The sequence below is a fragment of the Streptomyces sp. NPDC042371 genome (genome assembly GCF_056437465.1).
In genome coordinates this window covers 1,278,836-1,291,298 of sequence record NZ_JBWKAP010000001.1, presented here as the reverse complement: position 1 = coordinate 1,291,298, position 12,463 = coordinate 1,278,836, and the positions used below count along the sequence as shown (strand labels likewise).

Sequence of the window (12,463 nt, the reverse complement as noted above, 5' to 3'; positions counted from 1 at the left end):
AAGGGTGGCCGTCCTACGACTTGACGCCGGACGGCCACCCTGAGGCGAGTGGCCTCAGCGGGCCAGCGCTCCGGCCAGCCGGGCCGCCTTCCGGAGGCGGGAGCCCGCCTTCGCGCCCGCCTTGCGCGCCAGCGGGCGTATGACGCGGGACGTCACGCCCACCGGGGTCCAGCGGAGCTGGAGGCGGCCCGAGGCGCGGCCCTCCGGTTCCACCGTGACCTCGTGGGGGAGTGCGCCGCCGCGGTAGTCGACGCGGGCCCTGAGCGTGGGGAAGGTGAGCGGGGCCAGGAGGAGGGAGGTGTTGCGGAGTTGGCCCGACGTCAGCTGGAGGACAGGGTGGCGGGTGCCCGCGAAGCCGTTGAGGGGGAGCGGGGCCGCTGCCAGGTCCAGGCGGACCGTGCCCTCGAAGACGCCGGGGCGGACCGGGTCGAGGCGGAAGGGCGCCTTCATGCGGCGGCGGCCGGGGGCGATCAGGAGGGTCGCCACCTGGGGGCCCACCGGGAGGCGCAGGCCGGGGTCGTACGTGCGGACGGAGAGGACGACCGAGGCGCCCTGGCCCCGCTCCACGCTCGTGATCTCGTGGCGGAACTGCGCGCTCGGGAAGGGGCGGGAGTCCAGACCCAGGTCAGTCAGGTCGAGTTCCGTGCGGGAGGCGGGGGACTCGGGGACGTACGGGCCCCAGTAGACGCGGCCCGCGGCGTCCATCGCCGTTTCGCGCGGCGCCACCCCGTGGCCGAGGCCGCGTGCCGCCAGTTGGGCCTCGCCGAGGCGGCCGTCCCGCACCAGCCGGAGCACGACGCGTTCGGCCCGCGGCAGGCGCGCGTACGCGCCGGGGGCGAGCTCGGCCAGGTACGGGTTCACGATGTCCGCGAAGCCCGTCAGCCACTCCTCGTCGCGGAACGGCAGGTCACCCGCGTACATCCGGAAGTCGTGCTTGAGGAACTTGTAGTCCTTGGCCTCCCGTACGTCCGCGTGGCCGCTCGACACCAGGAACTCGTCTATGAGGCCCTGGACGTGGATGCGGTCGCGGACGTTCGTCAGCTTGTGGCGCTGATTGGAGATCGACGCGGACTCCGCCGCCTCGTAGGGGGCGATGTACCAGCGGTAGACGGGGTCCGGGAGGACCGTGAAGGACTTCGCCAGGCAGTACGCCTGCGCCGAGAACAGCTGGTCCTCGTAGTGGATGCCCTCGGGGAAGCGCAGGCCGTTCCGGTCCAGGAAGGACTTCTTGTACATCTTGCTCGTCGACAGGTGCTCGAAGAACAGGGCGGGCTCCGCCGCGATGCCGTCCACCGTGCGGCGCTCCGCCACCAGGTGCGGCATCCAGGTGGAGGTGCGGCCCGTGTCGACGCGGACCCGCTCCACCGCTCCCATCACGAAGTCGACGTCCCGTTCGCGGTGCGCGGCGAGGAGCAACTCCACTGCCCGCTCCGGGAGTTCGTCGTCGCTGTCCAGGAACATCACGTACGGGGCGCGCGCGATGTCGAGGGACCGGTTGCGCGGCGCGCTGCAGCCGCCGCTGTTCTCCGGCAGGCGGAGGTACGTGACGCGGTCGTCCACGGCCGCCAACTTCCGTGCCACGTCGGGGGTGTTGTCCGTCGAGTGGTCGTCGCTGATGACGATCTCGATGTTCGCGTGCGTCTGGCGGCGCAGCGAGGCGACGGCGCGCGGGAGGCGTTCCGCGTCGTTGTAGACGATCACCGTGACCGTCACGTCGGGCGTCTGGGTCATCGGGTCGTCGCCTCCTCGGGCGTCGGTGCCGGGGTGCGCTCGTCGACCGGGGTGACGGGCGGCAGGGAGTCCTCGCTCTCGCCGAGGAAGACGCGGCGCACGACCCGCTCGGCCGCGCGCCCGTCGTCGTACTCGCAGAAGCGGTGGCGGAAGGCGCGGCGCGCCTTGTCGGCCGCCGCGTCGCGCCAGGCGTCGGAGGTGAGGAGCGCGGTGAGCTCCTCCTGTGTGCGCGCCACCTTGCCCGGCGCCTCCGCCATCAGGTCGAAGTAGACGCCGCGCGTCGTCGCGTAGGTCTCCCAGTCATCGGCGTAGATGACGATCGGGCGGTCGAGGTTGGCGTAGTCGAACATGATCGAGGAGTAGTCCGTGATCAGTGCGTCGGCGGCGAGCGCAAGCTCCTCCACGGGGTCGTACGACGACACGTCGATGACCCGGCCGCTCTTGCGGAGCCCGGCCAGCGGGGATGCCGCGCCGCCGTAGAAGTAGTGGCCGCGGACCAGGAGGACCGTGTCCTCGCCGAGCTGTTCGGCGAGGGTCGCGAGGTCCAGGCGCGGGGTCCAGGCCGCCTCGTAGTCGCGGTGGGTGGGCGCGTACAGGATCGCCCGCTTGCCCGGCGCGATGCCGAGCTTCGCGCGGATCGCGCGGACGTCGGCGGCGGTCGCGCCGTAGTAGACGTCGTTGCGCGGGTAGCCGTAGTCCAGGGACGTGTAGTGCGAGGGGTAGGCGCGCTCCCACATCTCCGTGGAGTGGCCGTTCGCGGAGACGCTGTAGTCCCAGCGGTCGACGCGGGCAAGCAGGTCGTGGAAGTTGAGGCCCTTGGCGGCGGCCGGGTAGTCCAGCTGGTCCAGGCCCATGCGCTTCAGCGGGGTGCCGTGGTGCGTCTGGAGGTGGACCGAGTCCGGGCGCTTCACGATCGCGTTGGGGAAGTTGGCGTTGTTCACCAGGTACTTGGCGCGCGCCATGACCTCCCAGTAGCGGCGCGTGCCGGGCACGACGTGGTCGGTGCCGGGCGGCAGCAGCGGTACGTTCGCGGCCGAGACGACCCACACCGGATGGATGTGCGGGGCCAGTTCGGCGAGCTTCGCCGCGATGGCCGCCGGGTTGCAGGCCACACCCCGGTCCCAGTAGGCCGTGAACACCGCGAGGTTCGGGTCGACCGGGCGCTCCAGGGCCCTGCGGTAGCGCAGGTCGCGGACCTTCACGCCCACCTTGTGCTTGCGCGCGACGACCGCGGACCGCAGCTTGCGCCGCTGTTGGTTCGCCGTCTGGAACGTGCGGTACTTGGTGTACGCGTCCTCTTCGAGGAGGCGGCGCCGCACGCCCTCCAGGCCGCCGGGGTGGTGGTGGCCCTCGGGGCGCCAGGCGACGGCGGCCTTCGACGCGCGGTGGAAGAACTCCCTGCGGACCGGGTCCGGCAGCTTCTCGCGGGCGACGATGCGCAGGCAGTCGCCGACCATCACGTCGTAGAGCGCGGCGCGCGGCGCCGTGGGCAGGCCGCGGTCGGCGGCGAGGCCCAGGAGCGACTCGTAGCGGGCGATGACCTCGTACCGCTCCTCGGGGTCTCCCTTCGGGATGCTCTCGACGCGCAACTCCCTTACGTTCAGGGCGACCTGGTCGAGGGTTGCGACGCGGTCGGCGAGGAGCAGCGCGGCGTACGCGGCGAACGTCTCGTCGTCCACGGCGAGTTCGGCGAGGTGCGCCCGCCAGAAGTCGGCGCGCAGCACGCGGTTGCCGAGCAGCGGCGTGACCTTCAGGAGGTTCGGGCAGTCCGCGAGCGGCAGGTCGCGGCGGCCCTGCTTGGCGAGGTGCTTCCCGTCGGGGCTGGGCATGCCCTGGTGCCGCCACGTCGAGCGGAGGTGGTCGACGACCAGTACGTCAACCCGGTCCCGGTCCCCGGCCAGGTCGGCCGTCCGGTCGGCGACCGCGCGCGGCGCCCCCGTCGGCACGCCGTCCTTGCTCGGCACGAAGTGCAGCCACCGGCCGCCTGCCCGCTCGGCGCCCGCGGCGCGGGCCGCGCCGTCGCCCGTGCCGTCGGGCAGCGGAACGACGGTGACGCCGGGCCGGTCCGCGGCGGCGGCCTGCGCGGAGGCGCCGACCGCGGCGACGATCACCTCGACGCCGGGCGACGCCTGCGCGGCGAGGGCGTCCAGGCAGGCGCCGAGGTGCCCCTGGACGTTCCGCCCGTGGACGACGACGCTCAGCTCGGGTCCGGCGCTCCCGTCCCGCTCGGGTCCTGCGCTCTCACCCTGCTCGGGCACGGCGGTGCCCCCCTTCCGTGTGCTCATGCGGTGGCCGTCCCTCGGTGGGCGAGCATCCGGTCGACGACCCGGCCCGCGGCCCCGCCGTCGTCCAGGTCGCAGAACTCGGCGCGGAACGCGTCGTACGCCTGCGCGTACGGCTCACTCGTCGCGTCGAGGTCCCGCAGCGCGGCGATCAGCCCGTCGGAGGTGGGCACCAGCGGCCCCGGCGCGCGCTTCTCGAAGTCGAAGTAGAAGCCGCGCAGGCGGTCGCGGTAGTGCTCCAGGTCGTACGTGAAGAACAGCATCGGACGGCCCGTCACGGCGAAGTCGAACATCACCGAGGAGTAGTCGGTGACCAGGACGTCGGCGATCAGGAGCAGGTCCATGATGTCCGGGTAGCCCGCCACGTCCCACACGAAGCCGTCGCCCGCGCCCGGCACCGGCTCCACGATGTGCGCGTGCGGCCGGACGAGAAGCACGTGGTCATCGCCCAGCTCCGCGCGCGCCTTCGCCAGGTCGATGCGCAGGTCGAGCAGGAAGCCGCCGCGGTGGCGCTGCTTGTCCTCGCGCCACGTCGGCGCGTACAGGACGACCTTCTTGCCCTCGGGCAGGCCGAGGGCGCGGCGCACCTTCTCGGCGCGCTTGGCGCGGTCGGGGGCGAGCAGCACGTCGTTGCGGGGGTAGCCCGCTTCCAGGAGCTCGCCGTCCACGTCGCCGCCGAACCGGAAGGCGCTGCGCATGATCGGGGTGCTGAACTTGTTGGGGGAGAGCAGCATCGTCCACTGGTGGCGCTCGCGGTCCAGGTCCTGGAGGTACTGGGTGCTCGCGAAGTGGTCGTTGTCGAAGTCGAAGCCGATGCGCTTGAGCGGGGTGCCGTGCCAGGTCTGGACGATCTGCTGGCCCTCGCGCCGCTCCAGCCAGCGCGGGAAGTGCGTGTTGCCGACGATGTAGCGGGAGCGGGCCATCGCCTCGTAGTACTCGGGGCTGTGCACGCGGACCGCCTTCGCGGTGGCCGGGACCTCGCACTGGCCGTCCTTGACGACCCACAGGTGGTCGACCGGCAGGGCGCGGCGGACCATCTCCTCGTGGACGGCGCGCGGCGAGTCGCCGTACATGCGGCCGCCGAAGACGTCGTACAGGACGGCCTCGCGCAGCGGCTCGTGGCGGGCGGCCGGGTAGGCCTCGGTGCGCAGCCGGGTCTGGCGGTGGCGGCTGCGCTCGTCGGGGCGCAGCTCGGAGTGGGCCATCAGCGCGAGCTGGTCGTACTGGCGGGCCTGCAGCTCGACGCGCTTGCCGTGCGCCTCCACCTCCAGGGGGAGGTCGGTGTGGACGGGCGGGGCGAGCTGGACGGCGGTGCGGGAGCCGTCCGGCTTCTGCACGGAGGGCCACCAGAAACCGGCGCGGAGCGGGGTCGCCCCGGCGTAGCGGTGGGTGGGGGCGGGCACGAAGCTCGCTTCGAACCGGCCGTCGGCGGCCTTCGCCGGGAACGTGTACTCGTGGCCCGACCAGGTCTGGCGGAGCACGAGCTCCAGGTCGTGGGTGCCGGGCGCGGGGTAGCTGCCGGTGAGGGTGACGGTGCCGTCGGGGGCCGCGGAGACGTGGTTCACCAGGGGCTGGACGGGCTGGTCGCAGAACTGGAGGTAGCCGCCGGGGCTGCGCCGGGCGTAGACGGTACGAGAGGTGTCCGCCTGCGCGAACTGGGCGCCGGAGAAGCCCTCCCTGTCGTCCAGGATCAGGGCAAGACGGGTCGACTTGGGCTCGTCACCGGCCGCTTCGACGATCTCCACCGACATGTCCCAGCGGGCGATCGAGCGCTCGGCCTGGGTCGGGCGCAGGCGCTCGTGGTTTTCGCGTACGTCGGTCAGGGCCGTCGTGTCCACGTGTGCCGTGAACGGGACGCGGCCCTCGCGCGGGGCGTCGAGGTCCAGCGGGACGGTCAGGATCGTGCCGGACTCGCGGTGGCGCATGCGCAGCCGGGGCGTGCCCTCGGGGGCGGTGCGCAGGATGCCGCGGACGAGGAGGCGGGGGCCGTCGGCGCGGACCTCCAGGGCGCGCGCGTGCGCCGTCTCCACGCGGATGGCCAGCTCGCCGTCCTGGATCTGCGGGGCCACCCGGACGTCCTCGGTCACCCAGTGCGCGGGCGGCGTCTGGCCCGACCCGGTGCCCGCGCCGTACAGCGGCCCGCGCCGCGGCGTCGAGCCCGTGCCCGCCACGGCGATCCGCACGTACCAGAGGCCGTCCACCCACTTGCCGCGGTGCCGCAGCCGCGAGGGGTTCACCAGCGCGCCGAAGCCCGCCCAGTCGGCGTGCCGGAACTCGGCGCCGGAGGCCACCGTCGCCTCGGGGTCGAGGTGGCTGCGCGCGGGCACCAGGACCGTGCGGCGGCTGCCCTTCTCCTTGAGGATCAGCGACTTCAGCGCCTTGCTCCGCGACTCGGCGCCGATCTGGCGGGCGAACGCCCAGCCGGACAGCCACAGCTTGTCGTCGTGCCAGGCGGCCTCGTCGAGACGGCTGCGCAGCCGCAGCTCCTGGTCGAGGCGGAGGACGGCGTCCGGGACGGGGGCGGCCGGGTCGAGGAAGGGGTAGTCGGCCTTGGGGTGCAGCGTCCCGGCGACGGGGATCGAGCCGGGGTGCTCCTTCTCGAACTCCAGCTGGCCGATCAGCTCGTCCATGCGCCGGTGCACGGTCAGGTACAGCTTCAGCTTGTGCGGCACGTGCAGCGCGCGCACCGCGTCCTGGCCGATCTCGCGGACCAGGAGGCCCACGTGCTCCAGGAACGCCTCCTGGTAGGCGGCGTCCGAGCCGGGGAGCACCTTCCAGAAGAGGGGGATCTCCTCGGCGAGGGCGTTGTTGTCGTAGACCTTCAGGTGCTCGGCGTACATCGGGTCGTCGCCGACGTGGGCGAGCATGAACTCGCGCACCATGCGGATCGACTTCACGCGGTCGATCAGGCCCTGCGGATTGGTGCGGTTCTGCGTGATGGACCGCTCGCCGATCTCGCGCTCGCGCCAGTTGTAGATCGGCTCGCTCAGGACGTCCACGGAGTCGGCGAGGTAGTGCGCCGGGACGCTGACGGGCGCGTCCTCGTAGAGCATGGCTTCCGGGTACGCGAGCCGGTGCTGCTCCCAGAAGGTGCGGCGGTAGACCTTGTTCCACGCGGTGCGGTCGGTGAGCAGCGGCCGGAACTTCGACACGTGGGTGCGCAGCCGGGTCGCGGCGAAGGGCACGCGGTGCACGGGCGACTGGACGTGTCCCGCGGAGCGGAAGCGGGTCACGTTGCCTGCCGCGAAGTCGGAGCCCGTCTCGTCGAGCGTCTCGATCATCAGCGCGTACGCCGTGGTCGGCAGGGTGTCGTCGCTGTCCACGAAGGCGAGGTACTCGCTCTCCGGGGACATCTCCCGCACGCCCGTGTTGCGTGCCGCGCCCAGGCCCTTGTTCTCCTGGGATATCAGGCGGAACCGCGGGTCGGCCGCCGCGAAGGCCTCGGCGATGGCCGCGCTGCCGTCCGTCGACCCGTCGTCGACCATGATCACTTCGAAGTCCTGGAACGTCTGGGCGGCCAGGGACTCCAGGCACTCGTCGAGGTAGAGCTCGACGTTGTAGACGGGGACGACAACACTCAGCCGTGGCTGCACGCGCACTCCTTCTGTTGCTAAACGCTCCCATAGTGTAAGGATCTGCGTATTGATGCGACAAAAGGGATGGGTCCGGCGGCTTGGAGATCGGCCTGGAGATCGGCCTGGAGATCAGTCCTTGCCGCCGCCCGTGAAGCGCTCGTACTCCTTCAGCACGTCCCCGGTGGGCCCGTCCATCCGCAGTTCGCCGCGCTCCAGCCACAGCACGCGGTCGCAGGTGTCCCGGATCGACTTGTTGTTGTGGCTGACCAGGAAGACCGTGCCCGCGTGCTTGCGGAGCTCGCGGATGCGGGCCTCGGAGCGCTTCTGGAAGGAGCGGTCGCCGGTGGCCAGGGCCTCGTCGATGAGCAGGACGTCGTGGTCCTTGGCGGCCGCGATGGAGAAGCGCAGACGGGCCGCCATGCCGGAGGAGTAGGTGCGCATGGGGAGCGTGATGAAGTCGCCCTTCTCGTTGATGCCGGAGAAGTCGACGATGTCGTCGTAGCGCTCCTGGACCTGCTCGCGGCTCATGCCCATCGCGAGACCGCCGAGGCGTACGTTGCGCTCGCCCGTGAGGTCGTTCATCATCGCCGCGTTCACGCCGAGCAGCGACGGCTGGCCGTGGGTGAAGATGCGGCCGCGCTCGACGGGCAGCAGCCCCGCGACGGCCTTGAGCAGCGTCGACTTCCCTGAGCCGTTCGTGCCGATCAGGCCGATGGCCTCGCCCTTGTACGCGGTGAAGGACACCTTCTTGACGGCGTGCACCTTGCGCACGCCCGCCCGCGCCTCGGTCTTCTTGCGGCCGCCGATGATCCGGTTGAGCGCGGCGGTGGCGCTGCCGCGGCCCGCGCCGGTGCCGTGCACGCGGTAGACGATGTCGACCTGGTCGACGATGACGGTGGGGGCGAGGCCCGGGGAAGTACCAGAAGTGCCTGCGTTGTCGGAAGTGTCAGCCACGGCCGTACGTCTCCTCTGCTTTCCAGAAGTAGATGAACCCGCCGACCCCGGCGAGCAGTGCCCAGCCCAGGGCCCAGGCCCAGACGTGGTGCGGGAGCTGGTCCCGCTGGAAGCTGTCGATCAGCGCGAACCGCATCAGGTCGATGTAGACGGCCGCCGGGTTGGACTCCAGGAGCACCTTCACCACGTGCGGCAGGTCCTGGTCCTTGAGGACGGCCTCGATGCTCCACATCACCCCGGACACGTACATCCAGGTGCGCAGCACGAACGGCATCAGCTGCGCGATGTCCGGCGTCTTGCTGCCGAGCCGCGCCATGACGAGCGCCAGGCCGGTGTTGAACGTGAACTGCAGCGCGAGGACCGGGACCACCAGGAGCCAGGACGCCGTGGGCGGGACGCCGAAGCAGAGCAGGATCACGAAGAGCGCGCACATGGAGAACAGCAGCTGCTGGAGCTGTTGCAGGCAGTACGAGATCGGCAGTGAGGCGCGCGGGAAGTGCAGGGCGCGGACCAGGCCGAGGCTGCCGGAGATCGCGCGGGTGCCCGCCATCACCGACTGCTGGGTGAAGGTGAAGACGAAGACGCCGGTGACCAGGAACGGGACGTAGTCCTCGACGGCGCGCTTGGTGTTCATCAGCACGCCGAAGATGAAGTAGTAGACCGCCGCGTTCAGGAGCGGCGTCATCACCTGCCAGAGCTGGCCGAGCTTGGCCTGGCTGTACTGGGCCGTCAGCTTGGCCGTCGAGAAGGCGGTGATGAAGTGCCTGCGCTGCCACAGCTGCCGTACGTAGGCAGGCAGGGAGGGGCGGGCGCCGCTGACGGTCAGGCCGTGCCGGGCGGCCAGCTCGGCGGCGGTCGGCGTCGGGTCGGCGGGGTTCGCCGTCTGGGTCTGGGGCTGGGTCTGATGCGGTGCGTCGAGGGCCTGGCTCACGTCCGTTGCTTTCGCTCGGGGAGGCTGCGGGGAGCCTGCGGAAAGGCTGGCGGCGGACGTCGGGACGGACCCGTATCGTCGCAACGCCGACAGTAGGCCGTCGGTACGTCGGAACGCAACCGTATCGTCGTGACGCTTTATGCTGTCCGTATGACGACGAGCAGGCCACAGGGTGAACAACCGCGCCGCAGGGCCCCCGCCGGGGCCGCCGTGCTCCGCGAGGACGTGACCGAGGCGATCCGCGCCGCTGTCTTCGGGGAACTGGCCTCCGTCGGCTATGCCCGCATGTCCATCGAGGGCATCGCGCGCCGCGCCGGGGTCGGCAAGACCGCCGTCTACCGCCGCTGGCGGTCCAAGCTGCACCTCGTGCTCGACCTGGTGTCGGCGATAGCGGTGCAGGGGCTTCCGGCGCCGGACACCGGCTCGCTGGAGGGTGATCTGCGGCTGCTGTACGAGGTCACCTCGCGCGCCCTGCGGCACCCCGTCGCCTCGCAGATCATCCCCGACCTGCAGGCCGAGGCCGCGCGCAATCCGGAGATCGCGGAGGCGCTGCAGAAGGCGCTCCGCGAAGGGCAGCACGGCGTCGCGAGCGGCATCGTGCGGGCGGCGGTGGAGCGGGGCGAGCTGCGGGAGGAGGCGGACGAGGAGCTGGCCCTCGACCTGGTGTCGGGGCCGCTCTACTGGCGCTCCGTGGTGGTGCGGGCCGAGCTGCCCAAGGGCTATCTGGGGAAGCTCGCGGCGGCCACGGCGGCGGGGCTGCGGGCGCTCTGAGCCCCTTGCGCGCCGAGGGTTCCCGCTCGCTACGCCTCCCGGCTGCGCGTCAGGAACAGCGTCACGCCCGCCGCGAGGGCTATGACGCCCGTGCCGACGCTGATCAGCGCCTGCTGCACACCGTCGAAGGCGAAGCTGGTCGCGACGTTGACGACGAGGGCGGCGGCGAGGACGAGCCAGAGCAGGACCTTCATGGGTGATGCCTTCCGGGTGGGGCGGCCGACGCCTCGTGCGGCGGCCTGAAATCAATCTTCTCGTCCGCGGGGCGGCGTGACGAAGGAGGGCTCTCCCCAACCGATGGTGTAGCGCGCTACACCATCGCCCAGGGGGCCGCTCCCTCCCCGCCCCCTTTCCCCGTGGCCTAGCCTGACCTGCATGAAGGAGACATTGCGGCGGGTGGGGGCCGCCATGGCCCAGCTGGTCAAGGGAGCCGGGCTCGCACTCGTCTCGTATCTGTTCCTGGCGCTCATCCTGTTCACCGCGTTCGTCACCGTCCTGGTGGTCGGCGCGGCGGTGCTGCCCGAAACGGTGCAACTGCTGCGCAGGACCGCGGGGCTCAAGCGGGGCCTCGTCGGCCGCTGGACGGGCCGCCCGGTCCCCGAGGCCTACCTCCCCCTCACCGGCGGCGTCCGCGCCCGCGTGAACACCGCCCTCACCGACCCCGGCACCTGGCGCGACCTGCGCTGGCTGGGCGTCCACTTCGTCTACGGCCTGGTCCTGCTGTACGCCGCACTGCCCCTGGTCGTCCTCGGACTGCTCGTCGACGGCGTGTGGTGCGGGCTCGTCGGCCGCAGGGCCGTGCTCCTCCCGCTCGTCGTCCGGCTCGCCGACCTCGACGCGCACTGGTCGCGGATGCTGCTGCTCCCCTCGCCGGAGGCGCAGCGCAGCGCCGACCTCGCCGAGCGCGTCGAGGAGCTCACCGTCACCCGGGCCGGGGCCGTCGCCGCGCACGGCGCCGAACTGCGCCGTATCGAACGGGATCTGCACGACGGCACGCAGGCCCGCCTCGTCTCCCTGTCGATGCGGGTGGGGCTCGCGCGCCGCGCGTACGACAAGGACCCGGAGGCCGCGAAGAAGCTCCTCGCCGACGCGCAGGACCAGGCCGAGGAGGCGCTCACCGAACTGCGCCACGTCGTCCGCGGCATCCATCCGCCGATCCTCACCGACCGCGGGCTCGTGGGCGCGGTACGGGCGCTGGCCGCGGGCAGCGGGCTCCAGGTGACGGTGGAGGAGGATGGCGTCGAGGGCGGGGCGCGGGCCCCGGCCGCCGTGGAGGCCGCCGCGTACTTCGTCGTCGCCGAGGCGCTGACCAACGCGGCCAAGCACAGCGGCTCGGAGCGGGCCTTCGTGGAACTCGCCCGGAGGGGCGCGGTGTTGCGGGTCGTGGTCCGTGACGAGGGGCGGGGCGGGGTGGACGAGTCGGGCGGCAGCGGGCTGCTCGGCATGCGGCGCCGGGTCGCCGCGCTCGACGGGACCGTGGAAGTGTCGAGCCCCGTCGGGGGGCCGACCGTGATCGAAGTGGAGCTGCCGTGCGCGTGGTGATCGCCGAGGACAACGCCTTGCTGCGGGAAGGGGTGGTGCTGCTGCTCACCTCCGCGGGGCACGAGGTGGTCGCGGTCGCCTCCAGCGGCCCCGAGGTGCTGCCCGCGCTCCTCGAACACCGGCCCGATGTGGCGGTGTTGGACGTCCGGATGCCGCCGGGCTTCCGCGACGAGGGCCTGCGGGCGGCGCTCGCGGCGCGGGCGGAGATCCCCGGCCTTCCGGTGCTCGTCCTCTCCCAGTACGTCGAGGAGACGTACGCCGCCGAGCTGCTGGGCGGGGGCGCGAGTGGCGTCGGCTATCTGCTGAAGGACCGGATCGGGCGGGTCGACGAGTTCCTCGACGCGCTGGAGCGGGTGGCGGGCGGCGGCACGGCGCTGGACCCGGAGGTCGTCACGGAACTGCTGACGCGCCGCCGCGACGATCCCCTGGACTCGCTGACCCCGCGCGAGCGCGAGGTGCTGCAACTGATGGCGGAGGGCCGGGACAACGCGACGATCGCGTCGCTGCTCGTGGTCTCCGACCGCGCGGTGAGCAAACACATCGGCAACGTCTTCGCGAAGCTGGGCCTGCCGCCGAGCGACAGCGGGCACCGGAGGGTGCTGGCGGTACTTGCTCATCTGAACCGGAGCTAGGGCCTGTCCGATGGGTCGGCGCGGCTGCGGGTGCCTGGCCAGGGG

Annotated in this window: 9 protein-coding genes; 3 read left to right on the top strand and 6 right to left on the bottom strand. The window is 72.1% G+C overall.

Annotated elements, in window-relative coordinates; genetic code table 11:
• Positions 1 to 54: 54 nt before the first annotated feature.
• The 5 genes from AC068B_RS05635 to AC068B_RS05615 form a co-directional block, all read right to left on the bottom strand.
• Positions 55 to 1,731 carry a glycosyltransferase family 2 protein gene (locus AC068B_RS05635; RefSeq protein WP_478669157.1) on the bottom strand — a complete coding sequence of 559 codons (1,677 nt, stop codon included), beginning with the start codon at positions 1,729 to 1,731 and terminating at the stop codon, positions 55 to 57.
• Complete coding sequence (locus AC068B_RS05630; protein ID WP_478669156.1) at positions 1,728 to 4,016, bottom strand: CDP-glycerol glycerophosphotransferase family protein; 2,289 nt, start codon at positions 4,014 to 4,016, stop codon at positions 1,728 to 1,730. The genes AC068B_RS05635 and AC068B_RS05630 overlap by 4 nt, the downstream gene beginning before the upstream one ends.
• The gene (locus AC068B_RS05625) at positions 4,013 to 7,606 is read right to left on the bottom strand and encodes a bifunctional glycosyltransferase/CDP-glycerol:glycerophosphate glycerophosphotransferase (protein ID WP_478669154.1); all 3,594 of its coding nucleotides are present in this window, start codon (positions 7,604 to 7,606) and stop codon (positions 4,013 to 4,015) included. The genes AC068B_RS05630 and AC068B_RS05625 overlap by 4 nt, the downstream gene beginning before the upstream one ends.
• Before the next feature lie 111 nt (positions 7,607 to 7,717).
• Positions 7,718 to 8,542 carry an ABC transporter ATP-binding protein gene (locus tag AC068B_RS05620; protein WP_478669153.1) on the bottom strand — a complete coding sequence of 275 codons (825 nt, stop codon included), beginning with the start codon at positions 8,540 to 8,542 and terminating at the stop codon, positions 7,718 to 7,720.
• Entirely contained in the window at positions 8,535 to 9,473 is a 939-nt protein-coding gene (locus AC068B_RS05615) for an ABC transporter permease (protein WP_478669152.1), read from the bottom strand. Before AC068B_RS05615 ends, AC068B_RS05620 begins: the two co-directional genes overlap by 8 nt.
• Before the next feature lie 150 nt (positions 9,474 to 9,623).
• Here AC068B_RS05615 and AC068B_RS05610 point away from each other — a divergent pair, with 150 nt between their 5' ends.
• Positions 9,624 to 10,244 (top strand): TetR/AcrR family transcriptional regulator, encoded by a 621-nt coding sequence (locus AC068B_RS05610; RefSeq protein ID WP_478669150.1) that lies wholly within the window; start codon positions 9,624 to 9,626, stop codon positions 10,242 to 10,244.
• Between the two features lie 29 nt (positions 10,245 to 10,273).
• Here the strand turns inward: AC068B_RS05610 and AC068B_RS05605 are convergent, their stop codons facing one another.
• The gene (locus AC068B_RS05605) at positions 10,274 to 10,438 is read right to left on the bottom strand and encodes a hypothetical protein (RefSeq protein WP_468563062.1); all 165 of its coding nucleotides are present in this window, start codon (positions 10,436 to 10,438) and stop codon (positions 10,274 to 10,276) included.
• Positions 10,439 to 10,619: 181 nt separating this feature from the next.
• On the opposite strand from AC068B_RS05605, the gene AC068B_RS05600 reads away from it, so the two are divergent.
• Complete coding sequence (locus AC068B_RS05600) at positions 10,620 to 11,786, top strand: sensor histidine kinase (RefSeq protein ID WP_478669149.1); 1,167 nt, start codon at positions 10,620 to 10,622, stop codon at positions 11,784 to 11,786.
• Positions 11,774 to 12,418 (top strand): response regulator transcription factor, encoded by a 645-nt coding sequence (locus tag AC068B_RS05595; RefSeq protein ID WP_478669147.1) that lies wholly within the window; start codon positions 11,774 to 11,776, stop codon positions 12,416 to 12,418. Before AC068B_RS05600 ends, AC068B_RS05595 begins: the two co-directional genes overlap by 13 nt.
• The last annotated feature ends 45 nt before the right edge of the window (positions 12,419 to 12,463 follow it).

Bases quoted from the DNA above. Each gene is read 5' to 3' on its own strand.
- AC068B_RS05635 (WP_478669157.1), bottom strand. From the start codon at position 1,731: ATGACCCAGACGCCCGACGTGACGGTCACGGTGATCGTCTACAACGAC.
- AC068B_RS05600 (WP_478669149.1), top strand. From the start codon at position 10,620: ATGAAGGAGACATTGCGGCGGGTGGGGGCCGCCATGGCCCAGCTGGTC.
- AC068B_RS05610 (WP_478669150.1), top strand. From the start codon at position 9,624: ATGACGACGAGCAGGCCACAGGGTGAACAACCGCGCCGCAGGGCCCCC.
- AC068B_RS05630 (WP_478669156.1), bottom strand. From the start codon at position 4,016: ATGAGCACACGGAAGGGGGGCACCGCCGTGCCCGAGCAGGGTGAGAGC.
- AC068B_RS05605 (WP_468563062.1), bottom strand. From the start codon at position 10,438: ATGAAGGTCCTGCTCTGGCTCGTCCTCGCCGCCGCCCTCGTCGTCAAC.